Origin of the sequence: Variovorax sp. Varisp85 (assembly GCF_047304045.1) — a bacterium.
Taxonomy (GTDB): domain Bacteria; phylum Pseudomonadota; class Gammaproteobacteria; order Burkholderiales; family Burkholderiaceae_C; genus Variovorax.
Window position 1 is genome coordinate 1 of record NZ_JBGLYN010000025.1, and the last position, 15315, is coordinate 15315.

At 67.7% G+C, this 15315-nt stretch carries 17 protein-coding genes; 16 read left to right on the forward strand and 1 reads right to left on the reverse strand.

Going from position 1 to position 15315, the window contains the following annotated elements; translation table 11 throughout:
* Positions 1-61: 61 nt before the first annotated feature.
* The gene (gene radA, locus ACCC97_RS12330) at positions 62-1453 is read right to left on the reverse strand and encodes a DNA repair protein RadA (RefSeq protein WP_007836793.1); all 1392 of its coding nucleotides are present in this window, start codon (positions 1451-1453) and stop codon (positions 62-64) included.
* 100 nt (positions 1454-1553) lie between these two features.
* Here radA and hpaR point away from each other — a divergent pair, with 100 nt between their 5' ends.
* From hpaR to ACCC97_RS12410, 16 genes are all read left to right on the forward strand, one after another.
* Positions 1554-1988: a homoprotocatechuate degradation operon regulator HpaR gene (hpaR, locus tag ACCC97_RS12335; RefSeq protein ID WP_007836792.1), complete on the forward strand. Its 435-nt coding sequence runs from the start codon at positions 1554-1556 to the stop codon at positions 1986-1988.
* Entirely contained in the window at positions 1985-2620 is a 636-nt protein-coding gene (locus ACCC97_RS12340; RefSeq protein ID WP_007836790.1) for a fumarylacetoacetate hydrolase family protein, read from the forward strand. The genes hpaR and ACCC97_RS12340 overlap by 4 nt, the downstream gene beginning before the upstream one ends.
* Positions 2617-3387 (forward strand): fumarylacetoacetate hydrolase family protein, encoded by a 771-nt coding sequence (locus ACCC97_RS12345; RefSeq protein ID WP_413315954.1) that lies wholly within the window; start codon positions 2617-2619, stop codon positions 3385-3387. Before ACCC97_RS12340 ends, ACCC97_RS12345 begins: the two co-directional genes overlap by 4 nt.
* 42 nt (positions 3388-3429) lie before the next feature.
* Positions 3430-4422 (forward strand): Bug family tripartite tricarboxylate transporter substrate binding protein, encoded by a 993-nt coding sequence (locus ACCC97_RS12350; RefSeq protein WP_413333030.1) that lies wholly within the window; start codon positions 3430-3432, stop codon positions 4420-4422.
* A 20-nt stretch (positions 4423-4442) separates the two neighbouring features.
* On the forward strand, positions 4443-5909 hold the full coding sequence (gene hpaE, locus ACCC97_RS12355; RefSeq protein ID WP_413333032.1) for a 5-carboxymethyl-2-hydroxymuconate semialdehyde dehydrogenase: 1467 nt from the start codon (positions 4443-4445) through the stop codon (positions 5907-5909).
* A gap of 2 nt (positions 5910-5911) precedes the next feature.
* Positions 5912-6880, forward strand: coding sequence for a tripartite tricarboxylate transporter substrate binding protein (locus ACCC97_RS12360; protein ID WP_413333090.1), 969 nt, complete (start codon positions 5912-5914; stop codon positions 6878-6880).
* 3 nt (positions 6881-6883) lie between these two features.
* Entirely contained in the window at positions 6884-7219 is a 336-nt protein-coding gene (locus tag ACCC97_RS12365; RefSeq protein WP_413333034.1) for an aromatic ring-opening dioxygenase subunit LigA, read from the forward strand.
* Entirely contained in the window at positions 7216-8043 is an 828-nt protein-coding gene (locus tag ACCC97_RS12370; protein ID WP_007836781.1) for an extradiol ring-cleavage dioxygenase, read from the forward strand. The genes ACCC97_RS12365 and ACCC97_RS12370 overlap by 4 nt, the downstream gene beginning before the upstream one ends.
* Before the next feature lie 13 nt (positions 8044-8056).
* Positions 8057-8464, forward strand: coding sequence for a 5-carboxymethyl-2-hydroxymuconate Delta-isomerase (locus ACCC97_RS12375; RefSeq protein ID WP_413333036.1), 408 nt, complete (start codon positions 8057-8059; stop codon positions 8462-8464).
* A gap of 10 nt (positions 8465-8474) precedes the next feature.
* Positions 8475-9278, forward strand: coding sequence for a 2-oxo-hept-4-ene-1,7-dioate hydratase (gene hpaH / locus ACCC97_RS12380; RefSeq protein WP_413333038.1), 804 nt, complete (start codon positions 8475-8477; stop codon positions 9276-9278).
* A 135-nt stretch (positions 9279-9413) separates the two neighbouring features.
* Positions 9414-10235: a 4-hydroxy-2-oxoheptanedioate aldolase gene (hpaI, locus tag ACCC97_RS12385; protein WP_413333039.1), complete on the forward strand. Its 822-nt coding sequence runs from the start codon at positions 9414-9416 to the stop codon at positions 10233-10235.
* Positions 10236-10260: 25 nt separating this feature from the next.
* Positions 10261-10731, forward strand: coding sequence for an ester cyclase (locus ACCC97_RS12390; RefSeq protein WP_413315946.1), 471 nt, complete (start codon positions 10261-10263; stop codon positions 10729-10731).
* A 4-nt stretch (positions 10732-10735) separates the two neighbouring features.
* Positions 10736-12469 carry a dihydroxy-acid dehydratase gene (ilvD, locus tag ACCC97_RS12395; protein ID WP_413333041.1) on the forward strand — a complete coding sequence of 578 codons (1734 nt, stop codon included), beginning with the start codon at positions 10736-10738 and terminating at the stop codon, positions 12467-12469.
* 36 nt (positions 12470-12505) lie between these two features.
* Complete coding sequence (locus ACCC97_RS12400) at positions 12506-13498, forward strand: Bug family tripartite tricarboxylate transporter substrate binding protein (RefSeq protein WP_007831660.1); 993 nt, start codon at positions 12506-12508, stop codon at positions 13496-13498.
* Positions 13499-13516: 18 nt separating this feature from the next.
* On the forward strand, positions 13517-14308 hold the full coding sequence (locus ACCC97_RS12405; RefSeq protein WP_413333043.1) for a class II aldolase/adducin family protein: 792 nt from the start codon (positions 13517-13519) through the stop codon (positions 14306-14308).
* Between the two features lie 13 nt (positions 14309-14321).
* Positions 14322-15299 (forward strand): 2-dehydropantoate 2-reductase, encoded by a 978-nt coding sequence (locus ACCC97_RS12410; protein WP_007831665.1) that lies wholly within the window; start codon positions 14322-14324, stop codon positions 15297-15299.
* Positions 15300-15315 lie beyond the last annotated feature (16 nt).

The following is a 15315-nucleotide window of genomic DNA, read 5'->3' on the forward strand; positions in this document are numbered from 1 at the left end:
GCCCGGCGCCACGGTGCGCCGGGCCATTTTTTCCCGGACTTCCCGGTCACTGATCAATCAATCAGTCGAGCCGGCGGACCACGTCCATCGCCTCTTCGATGCGGTCGACGGCGTGGATCGTCAGCCCTTCGATTTCCTTCGCGCCCTTGCGGGGCGCGTTGGCCTTTGGAACCACCGCCACGCTGAAGCCCAGCTTGGCAGCCTCGCGCAGGCGCTCCTGCCCGCGCGGCGCCGGCCGCACCTCGCCGGCCAGGCCCACCTCACCGAACGCGATGAAGCCCTTGGGCAGCGGTTTGCCGCGCAGGCTCGAGGTGATGGCCAGCATCACGGCGAGGTCGGCCGCGGGCTCGCTGATGCGCACGCCGCCCACCGCGTTGACGAACACGTCCTGGTCCATGCAGGCCACGCCCGCATGGCGGTGCAGCACCGCCAGCAGCATCGCGAGGCGGTCGCGGTCCAGGCCCACCGACAGGCGGCGCGGGCTCGGACCGCCGTTGTCGACCAGCGCCTGGATTTCCACCAGCATCGGCCGCGTGCCTTCGAGCGTCACCAGTACCACGCTGCCGGGCACCGGCTCGGCATGCTGGCTCAGGAAGATGGCGCTCGGATTGGTCACGCCCTTGAGGCCGCGCTCGGTCATGGCGAACACGCCGATCTCGTTGACCGCGCCGAAGCGGTTCTTGATGGCGCGCACGAGGCGGAAGCTCGAATGCGTGTCGCCCTCGAAGTACAGCACCGTGTCGACCATGTGTTCGAGCACGCGTGGGCCGGCCAGGGCGCCTTCCTTGGTGACGTGGCCCACCAGCACCACGGCCGTGCCGCTGGTCTTGGCGAAGCGCGTCAAGTGCGCCGCGCATTCGCGCACCTGCGCGACGGAACCGGGGGCTGACGTGAGCTGGTCCGAATAGACAGTCTGGATCGAATCGATCACCGCGATGGCCGGACGCGTGGCGTCGAGCGTGGCGATGATCTTCTCCAGCTGGATCTCGGCCAGCACCTGCACCTGAGAGTGATCGAGCCCGAGCCGTTTGGATCGCAGCGCCACCTGCGCCCCGCTTTCTTCACCGGTGACATACAGCGCGTTCTGCCCCGCGCGCTGCAGCGCATCGACCGCCTGCAGCAGCAGCGTCGACTTGCCGATGCCCGGGTCGCCGCCGATCAGCGTGACGCCGCCCGAGACGATGCCGCCGCCCAGCACGCGGTCGAGCTCGTCAATGCCTGTGGGCGTGCGCGCGACGTCGGTCGCTTCTATTTCCGACAGCGTGGCGAGCTCCGACGCGCCCGCGAGCGATGCGAACTGCGTACCGAAGCGGTTGTTGGCCGGGCCGCTGCCCGCGCCCGCGACCTGCTCGATCAATGTGTTCCAGGCGCCGCAGCTCGGACATTTGCCGAGCCATTTGGGGCTGGTGCCGCCGCATTCACTGCAGACGAAAAGTGTTTTGTCCTTGGCCATGCGGCGAGTTTAGGTGTCCGCACAAACCCTGATGACTGACAGCTAGGAAAGCTTTGGCGAATCATTTAACATGTTAAGTAATTTCAAAGAGAGACGCGTCTTGAGCACGACATTCACGCATCGCAATTTGCCGCGCCTGCTGCTGCAGGCCCGCGAAGCCGTGATGGCCCACACCCGGCCCAGCCTGCGCGAGCACGCGCTGTCCGACCAGCAATGGCGCGTGCTGCGCGTGCTGGGCGAACACGGTGCGGTCGACACCGGCCGCGTGGCGCGCGAAGCTTTCATCCTCGGGCCCAGCCTCACCGGCGTGCTTGCGCGCATGGAGCGCGACAACCTCATCACCCGCGCGCGCGACCCTGCCGACCAGCGCCGCACCGTGGTCGAGGCCACGCCGCACGGCATGAAGCTGGTGAAGCGGCTGGGCACCAGCATCGAGGCGCATTACGACTGGATGGAAAAGTCGCTCGGCAAGGCCAAGCTCGCGCAGCTCTACGGGCTGCTCGACGAACTCATCGCACTGGAGCAACCTTCATGAGCAGCGCCCCCCATTTCCTGCCCACCGGCACGGTGTACGGCACCCTGCTGAACTTCCGCGCCGAAGTGGTGGCGCTCGCAGCGCAGATGACGCAGCCGCCCTACAAGGCACCGCCGAAGGCGCCCGTGCTCTATGTGAAGACGGCCAACACCTGGAGCCCGCACGGCAGCGCCATTGCAGTGCCGGCGACCGTGCCCGAGGTGGAAATCGGCGCAAGCATCGGCATGGTGATCGGCGCCGAAGGCGATGTCGAGGGCTTCGTGCTGATGAACGATCTGTCGATTCCCCATGCGAGCTTCTTCCGCCCGCCGGTGAAGTTCAAGTGCGTCGACGGCTTCCTCGGCATCGGCCCCGTGCTGCGCGACGCACAGGAGGTGGCCGACCCCGCGAACTTCCTCGTCGAGGTGCGCATCGACGGCGAGCTGAAGCAATCCATCGTCTTCTCGCAGCTCGTGCGCCCGGCGCAGCAACTGCTTGCCGATGTCGGCGAGTTCATGACGCTGGCGCACGGCGACGTCCTGATGCTCGGCTGCGACCTTGGCCGTCCGCTGGCCCGCGCGGGCCAGCGCATCGACATCTCGGCGCCGGGCTTCGAGACCCTGAGCAACACGCTGGTGAAGGAGGCCGCATGAAGCACGCACGCGTCATCTTCGAAGGCCGCGAGCATTCCGGCACGAGCCATGAGTTCAATGGGCAGCAAGACGCCGCCGTGCGCCTGGACGACGGCCGCATCGTGCCGCAGGAGCAGCTCGTCTGGCTGCCGCCGCTCGCGCCCACGGCGCGGCCGCGCACCATCCTCGCGCTCGGCCTCAACTACGCCGACCACGCGAAGGAGCTCGAGTTCAAGGCACCCGAGGAACCGCTGGTGTTCGTCAAGGGCCAGAGCACGCTCATCGGCCACCGCCAGCTCACGCACCGGCCGGCCGGCGTGCAGTTCATGCACTATGAATGCGAGCTCGCCATCGTGGTCGGCAAGACCGCGAAGAACGTGAAGCGCGATGACGCGTATGACTTCATCGGCGGCTACACGGTGGCCAACGATTACGCGATCCGCGACTACCTCGAGAACTGGTACCGCCCCAACCTGCGCGTGAAGAACCGCGACACCTGCACGCCGCTGGGTCCGTGGTTCGTCGACGCGGCCGACGTGCCCGACCCCATGGCTCTTGCATTGCGCACCACGGTCAACGGCACGGTCACGCAGCAAGGCAACACGCGCGACATGATCTTCGACGCACCCTTCCTCATCGCGTACTTCAGCCGCTTCATGACGCTGTCGCCGGGCGACCTGATCCTCACGGGCACGCCCGACGGCGTGGTCGATTGCAAGCCGGGCGATGTGGTCGTGACCGAGATCGAGCACATCGGCGCGCTGGTCAACACCATCGACGCGGCCTGAACCCTTTTTCCTGTCACACATCAACAAGCGGAGACAAACGCAATGAACGCCGGAAAGAAAACGCTCGCCCTCGCCGCCGCCCTCGTGGCCGTGAGCGCCTCGATGTTCGCGCTCGACGCGCCCGCGCAGACTGCGGCCTTCCCCACCAAGCCCGTGCGCTGGGTGGTGGGCTACCCGGCGGGCGGCGGCACCGACTTTCTCGCGCGCACGGTCGGCGCGCAGGTATCGCAGCAGCTAGGCCAGCCGGTGCTCGTCGACAACAAGCCCGGCGCGGGCGCGATCATCGCGTCGGAGAACGTGGCGCGCGCACCGGGCGACGGCTATACCGTGTTCTCGGCCGACAACGGCGTGCTGGTCTACAACCCCGCGCTCTACAAGAAGCTGCCCTACGACGCCGAAAAAGACTTCGCGCTGGTCGGCATGATGGGCCGCTCGCCGCTCATCCTCACGGCCGCGCCCAATGCCGGCATCGCCGATGCCAAGGCATTGCTCACCGCGCTCAAGGCTTCGCCCGGCAAGTACAGCATCGCCACGCCGGGCACCGGCAGCCCGCACCACCTGGCGCTCGAGTTGTTCCAGCGCGAAGCCGGCGTGTCGATGCTGCACGTGCCGTACAAGGGCGGCGCGCCCGCACTGCAGGACCTGATGGGCGGCCAGGTCGCGCTGATGATGCTCGACCTGCCCAGCGGCGTGAGCGCCGTCAAGGCCGGCAAGGTGGTGCCGCTTCTCGCCATGTCGGCCGAGCGCGTGCCGCAGCTGCCGAACATTCCCACCGCGAAGGAACTCGGCTTTGCCAACGTCGAGGCCTACACCTGGCAGGGCCTCGTCGCGCCCGCGGCCACGCCGAAGGAAGTGCAGGCGAAGCTGGGCGCCGAGCTTCAGAAGGCCATGGCCGATGGCGGCGTGCGCCAGAAGCTCTACGACGCGGGCTGGGAAGCACGCCCCGCCGACGCCACCGAAATGACGCGCTACACCGACGCCGAGCGCAAGAAATGGCATGCCCTGATCAAGGCGCGCGACATCAAACTCGATTGAACCGGACCGGACACTTCTTCATGCAACAGATCGACCATCTCATCGGCGGCAAGTCCGTCGCGGGCAAGGACTACTTCGAAACCGTCAACCCCGCCACGCAGGAAGTGCTGGCCGAAGTCGCCTCGGGCGGCGAGGCCGAAGTGAACGCGGCCGTGGCTGCGGCCAAGGACGCCTTTCCGAAATGGGCCGGCCTGCCCGCGCCCGAGCGCGCGAAGCTCATTCGCAAGCTCGGCGACCTGATCGCCAAGCACGTGCCCGAGATCGCGCAGACCGAAACCAACGACTGCGGCCAGGTCATCGCCCAGACCGGCAAGCAGCTGGTGCCGCGCGCGGCCGACAACTTCTACTACTTCGCCGAGATGTGCACGCGCGTGGACGGCCACACCTACCCCACGCCCACGCACCTGAACTACACGCTGTTCCATCCGGTGGGCGTGTGCGCGCTCATCAGCCCGTGGAACGTGCCCTTCATGACGGCCACCTGGAAGGTCGCGCCCTGCCTGGCCTTCGGCAACACCGCGGTGCTGAAGATGAGCGAACTCTCCCCGCTGACGGCTGCGCGCCTCGGCGAGCTGGCGCTCGAAGCCGGCATTCCGCCCGGCGTGCTGAACCTCGTGCACGGCTACGGCAAGGAAGCCGGTGAGCCGCTGGTGGCGCACCCCGACGTGCGGGCCATTTCGTTCACCGGCTCCACCGCCACGGGCAACCGCATCGTGAAGAGCGCGGGCCTGAAGAAGTTCAGCATGGAGCTGGGCGGCAAGAGCCCGTTCGTGATCTTCGACGACGCCGACCTCGACCGCGCGCTCGACGCGGCCGTGTTCATGATCTTCAGCAACAACGGCGAACGCTGCACCGCCGGTTCGCGCATCCTGGTGCAGCAGTCGATCTACGCCGACTTCGCCGCGAAGTTCGCCGAACGCGCGAAGCGCATCACGGTGGGCGACCCGCTGGACGAGAAGACCATCGTCGGCCCGATGATCTCGCAGGCCCACCTGGCCAAGGTGCGCAGCTACATCGCGCTGGGCCCGAAGGAAGGCGCGACGCTGCTGTGCGGTGGCCTCGAAGCGCCGTCGAACCTGCCCGAGCGCGTTCAGCGCGGCAACTACGTCATGCCGACCGTGTTCGCCGACGTCGACAACCGCATGAAGATCGCGCAGGACGAGATCTTCGGCCCGGTGGCCTGCCTGATTCCGTTCAAGGACGAGGCAGATGCCATTCGCCTGGCCAACGACATCCAGTACGGCCTGAGCAGCTACGTGTGGACCGAGAACATCGGCAAGGCGCACCGCGTGGCCGCGGCCGTGGAAGCCGGCATGTGCTTCGTCAACAGCCAGAACGTGCGAGACCTGCGCCAGCCCTTCGGCGGCACCAAGGCCTCGGGCACGGGCCGCGAAGGCGGGACCTGGAGCTACGAGGTGTTCTGCGAGCCGAAGAACGTGGCGGTGTCGATGGGCTCGCACCACATTCCGCACTGGGGCGTGGCGTGAGCATGCAACGTCGCACGCTGCTGCAAGGCGCAGCGGCACTCGCGGCCCTGCCCTCGCTGGCGCGCGCGCAAGCGGCATGGCCCGCCAAGCCGATCCGCGTGATCGTGCCCTTCACGCCCGGCGGCACCACCGACTTCGTGGCGCGCCTGGTGGGCACGGAACTGTCGAAGGCGCTCGGCCAGCCGGTGATCGTCGACAACAAGCCCGGCGCGGGCACGGTGATCGGCGTCGATGCCGCAGCCAAGGCCGCGCCCGACGGCTACACCTTCGTCTGCGTGGCCAACAGCTTCACGGCCAACCAGACGCTGATCCGCAAGCTGCCCTACGACACGCAGAAAGACCTGCGCCCGGTCGCGCTCATGGGCATGTCGGAGCACGTGCTCGCCACGCACCCCAACAGCGGCCTGAAGACGCTGGCCGACCTGCGCAACGCAGCCAAGGCCAAGCCGGGCACGCTGAGCTTCGCCTCGTTCGGCAACGGCACCTCGGCGCACCTGTCGGGCGAAATGCTCAAGCAGCAGATGGGCCTGGACATCGTGCACGTGCCCTACAAGGGACAAGGCCCGGCGCTGACCGACCTGCTCGGCGGCCAGGTGACGACGATGTTCGGCAACTGGCCCGAGTTCCGCGGCCACATCCAGAGCGGCAAGCTGGTGGCGCTGGGCATGGCGACCGCGCAGCGCTCGCAGTACGCGCCCGCCATACCCACACTGGCCGAACAGGGCGTGCCCATCGAGTCCAATTCGTGGAACGGCCTGCTGGCGCCGGCCGGCACGCCCGACGCCATCGTGCAGCGCATGAACGCCGAGGTGAACCGCGCGCTCGCGGGCCCCGCGTTGACCGAGGCCTTCCAGAAGGGAGGCATCGCGTCGCTGTCGGGCACGCCGGAGCGCTTCGCGGCCTTCATCCAGAGCGAGATCGCGAAGTACGACGACGTGATCCGCAAGGCCAACATCCAGATCGAGGGCTGAACCATGAGCCTCTATGCGATGCAGAAATTCCTCTTCGCGCTCAACCGCGAGCAGGAGGTGCAGCGGCGCTATGCCGAAGGGGGCGACACGCGCACCGCGCTGCTCGCCGGCTATGACCTCGACGACGAAGAACGCGAAGCCATCGACACCGGCGACATCGGCAAGCTCTACGTGCTCGGCTGCAACGGCCAGTTGCTGATGCACTTCGCGCCCCTGCTCGGCATTCCGTGGGCCGATTACCTCGAAGCCATGCGCGAAGGCGTGCGCAAGTACGGACCGGTGCGCGCGGGCATCTATGCGATGACGACGGGCACAGACGAAAAGGTGGCAGGCGTATGAGTCTGGTTTTTGCAGGCGTGTGCAGCCACGCCCCCGGCATCACCGGCCGCGCGCATCTGGCGGACCCGGCCGTAAAGGACGAGTTCCATGCGCAGTTCCACCGCTTCGGCGAGGCCATGCGCGCCACCAAGCCCGACGCGGTGATCGTGATCGCCGCGGAGCACTTCGCGAACTTCTTCATGAACAACATGCCGGCCTATGCCATCGGCATGGCCGACAGCTACGAAGGTCCGATCGAAGACCCGAAGTGGCTGGGCATCGAGAAGCACACCATCCCCGGCGACGCAGCACTGTCGCAGCGCATCATCCGCGAGGTGATGCAGACAGTGGACGTGGCCTATGCGGAGGAATGGAAGTTCGACCACGGCATCATGGTGCCGCTGAACTTCCTCACGCCGAACTTCGACACCAAGGTCATCCCCGTGAACATCAACTGCCAGGGCCCGCCGCTCACGCCGCTGCACCGCGCCTGGGCCTTCGGCGAGGCCTTGCGCCGCGCCTGCGACAAGGTGCCCGAGCGCATCGCGCTGGTGGGCACGGGCGGTATCTCGCACTGGCCGGCCACGCCCGATTCTGGCAAGGTGAACGCGGAGTGGGACGCCGAGTTCATGCGCCGCTGGTGCGCCAACGATCGCGAGGGCATGCTCTCGCTGGACGACTATGGCGACGAAGCCACCTACCGCGAGGCGGGCCAGGGCGGCTTCGAGATCCGCACCTTCCTCAGCGTGGCCGCGGCCGCGCGCGGCAAGGGTGAGATCTTCCATATGAAGGCGATTCCGATCTTCGCGGTAACGTGCACGGCCGCGACCATGTCGGTGGAATGAACGGAGAACAGCAATGCCTCATCTGGTGATCCTCTACACGCCGAATATCGAGGCCGAGACCGACATGTCGGCCCTGTGCCGCACGCTGGCCGACACCATGCTGGAGCAGCGCGACGAAGCCGGCAAGCCGGTGTTCCCCATCGGCGGTACGCGCGTGCTGGCCTACCCTGCGGCGCACCACGCGGTGGCCGATGGCAAGGCCGACTACGCCTTCGTTTACCTCAACCTGCGCATGGCTGCGGGCCGCGCCGAGGCGGTGAAGAAGAAGGCCGGCGACGATCTGCTGGCCGGCGTGCGCGCGCATTTCGCGCCGATCTTCGACCAACGCCCCATCGGCATCACGCTGCAGATCGACGAAAGCCCCGGGCAGGTGTACGACGGCAAGCACAGCAACCTGCATCCCCTGTTCAACAAGAACTGAACGAAACCACATGCTCTCCAAAGCCACCATCGCCCAACTGGCCGCCGAGTTGCACGAAAGCGAGAAGTCGCGCGTGCAGGTCGAGCACTTCTCCAAGCGCTTTCCCGAGATGACCGTGGAAGACGGCTACGCCATCTCGCGCGAATGGGTGAAGGCCAAGATTGCCGAAGGCCGCACCGTGAAGGGCCACAAGATCGGCCTGACCTCGCGCGCCATGCAGCAGTCCAGCCAGATCGACGAGCCCGACTACGGCACGCTGCTGGACGACATGTTCTTCGAGCAGGGCGGCGACATCCCGTTCAAGCGCTTCATCGCGCCGCGCGTCGAGGTGGAGCTGGCCTTCGTCCTCGGCAAGAAGCTGCGGGGCCCGAACGTGACCATCTTCGACGTGCTGGCCGCCACCGACTACGTGGTGCCGGCCATCGAGATCATCGATGCGCGCATCGAGCAGTTCGACCGCCACACCAAGGCGCCGCGCAAGGTGTTCGACACCATCGCCGACAACGCGGCCAATGCCGGCATCGTGATGGGTGGCCGGCCGGTGAAGCCCGACGCGGTCGACCTGCGCTGGGTGAGCGCGCTGCTCTACAAGAACGGCGTGATCGAGGAATCGGGCGTGGCCGCGGCCGTGCTCAACCACCCGGCGACCGGTGTGGCGTGGCTTGCGAACAAGCTGGCGCCGTGGGACGAATGCCTCGAAGCCGGCGAAGTGGTGTTGGGCGGTTCGTTCACGCGGCCCACCACCGCAGTTCCCGGTGACACCTTCCACGCGGACTACGGCCCGCTCGGCTCCATCTCCTTCCGACTTGTATGAAGCTCGCCCCCAGGCTTCGCGCACTTCGTGTCGCTTCGCCAACCCCCTACCGGGGGCAACACCTGCGGCCCGGCAAAGCCGGTTCCGCGGTGCTCCACGAATGAAGACATCACCCTTCCACCTCCCGGACTAAACATGCACACCCCTATCAACACCTTCAAGCAAGCCCTTCAATCGGGCAAGCCCCAGATCGGCCTGTGGGTCGGGCTGGCCGACGGCTATGCCGCCGAGATCCTGGCCGGCACCGGCTACGACTGGCTGCTGGTCGACGGCGAGCATGCGCCCAACGACCTGCGCTCGGTGCTCGCGCAGCTGCAGGGCATTTCGAGCGCATGGTCGGCGCAGCCCGAGTCGGAGCGCTCGCACCCCGTCGTGCGCATTCCGGTCGGCGACACCACGCTGATCAAGCAGCACCTCGACATCGGCGCGCAGACGCTGCTGGTGCCGATGGTCGACACGGCCGAGCAGGCGGCGCGGCTGGTGCAGGGCATGCGCTACCCGCCTGAAGGCATCCGCGGCATGGGCAGTGCGCTGGCGCGCGCCTCGCGCTGGCAGGCCTACCCCAACTACCTGCACGAGGCCAATGCGCAGACCTGCCTGCTGGTGCAGGCCGAGACGGTGGAGGCAATGAAGAACCTCGACGCCATCGCGGCCACGCCGGGCGTTGACGGCGTGTTCATCGGCCCGGCCGACCTGTCGGCCTCGATGGGCTTCGTGGGCCAGCCGAACCACCCCGAGGTGCAGGCCGTGATTGCCGACGCGATTGCGCGCATCCGCAAGGCCGGCAAGGCGCCGGGCATCCTGTCGACCACCGAGGAACAGGCACGCAAGTGGCTCGCGGCCGGCGCGCTGTTCGTGGCGGTGGGCGTGGACACCATCGTGCTGGCGGCGGCGGCGAAGCAGCTGCTGGCCATGTACAAGGCCGCGCCCGGCACCGCCTCGCCCAACGGCTACTGATTTTCTTCACACCGGAGCACGCTCGATGCAACGCATGACTTTGGCGGCCATCGCCACAGCAGCCACCCTCTTCCTCGCCGCGTGCGCACCCATGGGCGCCGGCAAGCAAGGCGCGACCGCCCAGCAGGAAGCCAACCGCCAGGCGGTGCTCGCCTTCTATGAAAAAGGCCTGAACCAGAAGGACGCCGACGCAGCGCTGCAGTACGTGGGCAGCCGCTACGTGCAGCACAACCCCACGGCGGCCGACGGCCCCGAGGGTTTTCGCAAGTTCATCGCGTTCCTGCGCGAGAAGTTTCCGAACTCGCGCAGCGACATCAAGCGCAGCTTCGTCGACGGCGACTACGTGATCCTGCACGTCAACGCGGTGCGGGAACCGGGCACGCGCGGCAGCGCCATCGTCGACATCTTCAAGCTGGAGAACGGCAAGATCGTCGAGCACTGGGACGTGGTGCAGCCCGTGCCGGAAACCGCTGCAAACAAGAACGGGATGTTCTGACCCCATGACCGCGCCCGCCGACCCACCCAAGCGCTTTCGCTCCGCCACCATCCGCGAGGGCACGATCCGTGCGACCACGCGCAGCTTCCTGCATGCGCTGGGACAGGACGACGAGGACATCGCGCGCCCGCACATCGGCGTGTTCCATACGGGCGGCGAGATGAGCCCGTGCAACCTCAACCTGCGCGAGCAGGCGCAGCACGCCAAGACCGGCATCTATGCGGGCGGCGGCACGCCGCACGAATGCCCGGTGGTGTCGATCAGCGACGGGTTGACGATGGCGCACTCGGGCATGCGCTTCTCGCTGATCTCGCGCGAGCTGATCGCCGACAGCGTGGAAGCCTCCACGCGCGGCCACCAGTGGGACGGGATCTTCGCCATCGGCGCGTGCGACAAGAACCTGCCCGGCCTGATGATGGGCATGGTCCGCTGCAACGTGCCCAGCGTGTTCGTGCATGGCGGCTCGGCGCTGCCTGGCCAGATGCCGGGGCCGGACGGGCGCGACCTGAACGTGGTCGACACCTACGAGACCATCGGCAAGGTGCTGGCCGGCACCGCCACGCACGACGAACTCGACGCGATGAGCCGCGCCTGCCTGCCGACGGCCGGCGCCTGCGCAGGGCAGTTCACGGCCAACACGATGGGCATGGTGTCGGAGGCACTGGGCCTCGCGCCCATCGGCTCGAGCATGGTGCCTGCCGTGTTCAGCGAACGCGCGCCGCTGATGCGCCGCGCCGCGAAGACGCTGATGAAGGCAGTGATGGGCGACAGCCCGCTGCCGCGCGACATCGTCACGCGCAAGGCGCTGGAAAACGCCTGCGCCGTGGTATCGGCCACGGGCGGTTCGACCAATGCCGCGCTGCACCTGCCGGCGATTGCGCACGAGGCGGGCATCAAGTTCCACCTCGACGACGTGGCCGAGGTCTTCGCGCGCACGCCGCTCATCGCCGACCTGCGCCCCGGCGGCCAGTACCTTGCGCGCGACGTGTTCTACATCGGCGGCGCGGGCGTGATCCTGCGCACGCTGCTGGAGCAGGGCTTCCTGCATGGCGATGCGCTCACCTTCACCGGCCGCACGATGGCCGAGGAACTGGCCGGCGCCCTTGCGCCTGATGGCCGCGTGGTGCGCGAGGCCGGCAACCCGATCACGCGCGACGGCGGCCTCGCAGTGCTCAAGGGCAACCTTTGCCCGGACGGCGCGCTGCTCAAGACGGCGGGGCTCCAGGGGCTGGTGTTTCGCGGGCCGGCGCGCGTCTTCAACTCGGAGGAAGAAGCGCAGACCGCCGTGCAGAACCGCCTGTACGAACCCGGCGACGTGATCGTGATCCGCAACGAAGGCCCCAAGGGCAGTCCCGGCATGCGCGAGATGCTCGGCATCACCGCCCTGCTCTATGGCCAGGGCATGGGCGACAAGGTGGCACTGCTGACCGACGGGCGCTTCTCGGGCGCCACGCGCGGCCTGTGCATCGGCTACGCGGGGCCCGAAGCGGCCGACGGCGGACCGATTGCGGCGCTGCGCGACGGCGACGTGATCGCCATCGACGCGCGTGCCGAGGCACGCTCGATCACGGTCGATCTCACCACGGAGGAAATCGCCGCGCGGCTCACCCGACGTGAGGTAAACGCGGGGGCGGCCCGCGGGGGCTTGCTGGAAAAATACGCGCTCACCGTGCGCCCTGCCCATCAGGGCGCCGTGACCCACTCGGGCGCGGTCACCTGGCTGCGCGACGAGTCTTGATCGACCCTCCATAACCACCGTCCGGAGAGAGACACCATGAGCTTCACCCGCCGCCAGATCCTGCAGACCACCAGTGCATCCGCCTTGATGGCCAGCCTTGGCCAGAACGTCTTCGCGCAGGCGATGAGCATCGAGACCGCCACCATCGTCACCGGCTTCGCGGCCGGCGGCACCTCGGACACCACCTGCCGGCGCCTCGCGCAGAAGCTCAGCCCCGAGTACGCGAAGGTGGCGGTGGTCGAGAACCGCACCGGCGCGGGCGGCCAGATCGCCGTGAGCTACGTGAAGGGCCGCCCGGCCGACGGCAGCACCATCCTGCAGACGCCGACCTCGATCCTCACGATCTATCCGCACATCTACAAGAAGCTGCCGTACGACCCGATGGTCGACATCACGCCCGTCAGCCTGGCCTGCATCTTCGACTTCGGCTTTGCCGTGGGCCCGGCCGTTCCGGCCAGCGTGAAGACGGTGCCCGAGTTCCTGGCCTGGGCCAAGGCCAATCCGGCCGGCGCCAACTACGGTTCGCCCGCCGCGGGCTCCACGCCGCACTTCATCGGCGCGCTGCTGGGCAAGAAGGGCGGCGTCGAGCTCAAGCACGCGGCCTACCGCGGCACGCAGCCCGCCATGCTCGACCTGCTGGGCAGCAACATCTCGGCGGTGTCGGGGCCGATCGGCGACATCACACAGCACCTGCCCTCAGGCAAGGTGCGCATCCTGGGCGTCTCGGGCGCCAAGCGCAGCCGCTTCGCGCCCGAAGTGCCCACCTTCGGCGAACAGGGCATCAAGGACATGGCGCACAGCGAATGGTTCGCCTTCTTCCTGCCGGCCAAGGCCTCGCCCGAGCTGGTGGCGAAGCTGAACACCGCAATGAAGAACGCGCTCGCGCAGAAGGACGTGATCGACGGCCTCGGCACATTCGGCCTGGAGGCGATGTCTTCCACGCCGGCCGAGCTGGCCGATCTGCTGAAGAAAGACACCGCCAAGTGGGCGCCGATCGTCAAAGAGGTCGGCTTCACCGCGGAGGGTTGAACACATGAAGGAACTGCCATGAACACACTCGCCACCACCGCGCCGTCGGCGCTGGTCCATCCCTCGCTGCACCCCGACGAGCGCACCGCGCGCGAGCAGCTCGCGGCCTGCTACCGCGTGTTCGCGATGCTGGGCTGGACCGAGATGATCTACAACCACATCACGATGCGGCTGCCCGACAGCGTGACGGGCGGGGAGAAGCAGTTCCTCATCAACCCCTTCGGCCTGCACTACAGCGAGGTCACTGCGAGCAACCTGGTGAAGATCGACCTGCAGGGCAAGGTGCTCGACGGCCCGACCCATCCGGTGAACCCGGCCGGCTTCACGGTGCATGCCGCCATCCACGACGGCCTGCCCGGTGCGCACTGCGTGATGCACACGCACACCACGGCCGGCGTGGCCGTGGCCTGCCTGCAGGGCGGGCTGCAGCAGACCAACTTCTATACCGCCCAGCTGCACGACATGGTGGCGTACCACGACTTCGAGGGCATCACCATCCATGCCGACGAAGGCCCGCGCCTGCTCAAGAGCATCGGCAACCGCAACGCGGTGATCCTGCGCAACCACGGGCTGCTGGCCTGGGGCCAGACGCTGCCGCAGACCTTCGCGATCCTCTGGACGCTGCAGCGCGCCTGCGAGATCCAGATGGCCACCTTCTCGATGGGCGCGGCCATTCCGGTGAGCGATGAAATCGCGCAGCGCTGCACGCGCGACGCGCTGCAGTTCAGCCCCGAGCATGGCGCGGGGCAGGACGTGTTCGATGCGCTGGTGCGGCAAGTGGACCGCATCGACCCGAGCTACCGCAACTGAGGCGCCTGTTCCCATGAAGATTTGCATCTACGGCGCCGGCGCGATCGGCGGATGGATCGGCGTCGGCCTCGCACAGGCAGGCCAACGCCTCAACGTGGTGGCGCGCGGCGCCACGCTCGATGCGCTGCAACGCGACGGCCTCTCGCTCATGCGTGGCGACGTGCGCACGCGTGTGCCGGTGAACGCGGTGGCCGACCCCGAAGCGCTCGGTGTTCAAGACCTGGTGGTGATCGCCGTGAAGGCGCCCGCGCTGGCCGGCGTGGCCGAGCGCATCGGGCCGCTGATCGGCGCCGACACCATCGTGCTGGTCGCGATGAACGGCGTGCCATGGTGGTTCCTCGAAGGCGGCTTCGGCGGCGAGATCACGGGCCACCGGCTCGCGGCGGTGGACCCCGAAGGCGCTATTGCCAAGGCCATTCCCGCGCGCAACGTGATCGGCTGCGTGGTGCACGCGAGCTGCTCGCTCGACGGACCCGGCGTGGTGCGGCATCACTTCGGCAACGGGCTGATCGTGGGCGAGCCTTCGGGCGAAGCCACGCCGCGCGTGCAGAAGCTGGTCGAGCTGCTGAACGCCGCAGGCATCGACACCACGCTGTCGCCGCAGATCCAGAAGGACGTGTGGTTCAAGCTGTGGGGCAACATGACGGTGAACCCGATCAGCGCGCTGACGGGCTGCACCACCGACCTGATCATGGACGACGACTACGTGCGCGGCTTCATCTCGGCGGTGATGCTGGAGGCCAAGGAGATCGGCCGGCGCATCGGCATCGAGATCACGCAGAGCCCGGAAGACCGGCATGCGATCACGAAGAAGCTCGGCGCGTTCAAGACCTCGATGCTGCAGGACGTGGAAGCCGGCCGCTCGGTGGAGCTGGACGCGCTGGTGACCGTGGTGCGTGAGCTGGGCGAGTTGACTGCGGTGGCCACGCCCTTTACCGACGCGCTGCTGGGCCTGGCGCGATTGAGGACGCGGCAGCTCGGCCTGTATTGAGCGCGTCATGCACACC

Coding starts and splice junctions, on each gene's coding strand:
- ACCC97_RS12410 (WP_007831665.1), top strand. CDS start 14,322: ATGAAGATTTGCATCTACGGCGCCGGCGCGATCGGCGGATGGATCGGC.
- hpaH (WP_413333038.1), top strand. CDS start 8,475: ATGCTCTCCAAAGCCACCATCGCCCAACTGGCCGCCGAGTTGCACGAA.
- ACCC97_RS12390 (WP_413315946.1), top strand. CDS start 10,261: ATGCAACGCATGACTTTGGCGGCCATCGCCACAGCAGCCACCCTCTTC.
- ACCC97_RS12370 (WP_007836781.1), top strand. CDS start 7,216: ATGAGTCTGGTTTTTGCAGGCGTGTGCAGCCACGCCCCCGGCATCACC.
- ACCC97_RS12350 (WP_413333030.1), top strand. CDS start 3,430: ATGAACGCCGGAAAGAAAACGCTCGCCCTCGCCGCCGCCCTCGTGGCC.
- ACCC97_RS12405 (WP_413333043.1), top strand. CDS start 13,517: ATGAACACACTCGCCACCACCGCGCCGTCGGCGCTGGTCCATCCCTCG.
- radA (WP_007836793.1), bottom strand. CDS start 1,453: ATGGCCAAGGACAAAACACTTTTCGTCTGCAGTGAATGCGGCGGCACC.
- ACCC97_RS12360 (WP_413333090.1), top strand. CDS start 5,912: ATGCAACGTCGCACGCTGCTGCAAGGCGCAGCGGCACTCGCGGCCCTG.
- ACCC97_RS12365 (WP_413333034.1), top strand. CDS start 6,884: ATGAGCCTCTATGCGATGCAGAAATTCCTCTTCGCGCTCAACCGCGAG.
- hpaE (WP_413333032.1), top strand. CDS start 4,443: ATGCAACAGATCGACCATCTCATCGGCGGCAAGTCCGTCGCGGGCAAG.
- ACCC97_RS12375 (WP_413333036.1), top strand. CDS start 8,057: ATGCCTCATCTGGTGATCCTCTACACGCCGAATATCGAGGCCGAGACC.
- ilvD (WP_413333041.1), top strand. CDS start 10,736: ATGACCGCGCCCGCCGACCCACCCAAGCGCTTTCGCTCCGCCACCATC.
- hpaI (WP_413333039.1), top strand. CDS start 9,414: ATGCACACCCCTATCAACACCTTCAAGCAAGCCCTTCAATCGGGCAAG.
- ACCC97_RS12340 (WP_007836790.1), top strand. CDS start 1,985: ATGAGCAGCGCCCCCCATTTCCTGCCCACCGGCACGGTGTACGGCACC.
- ACCC97_RS12345 (WP_413315954.1), top strand. CDS start 2,617: ATGAAGCACGCACGCGTCATCTTCGAAGGCCGCGAGCATTCCGGCACG.
- ACCC97_RS12400 (WP_007831660.1), top strand. CDS start 12,506: ATGAGCTTCACCCGCCGCCAGATCCTGCAGACCACCAGTGCATCCGCC.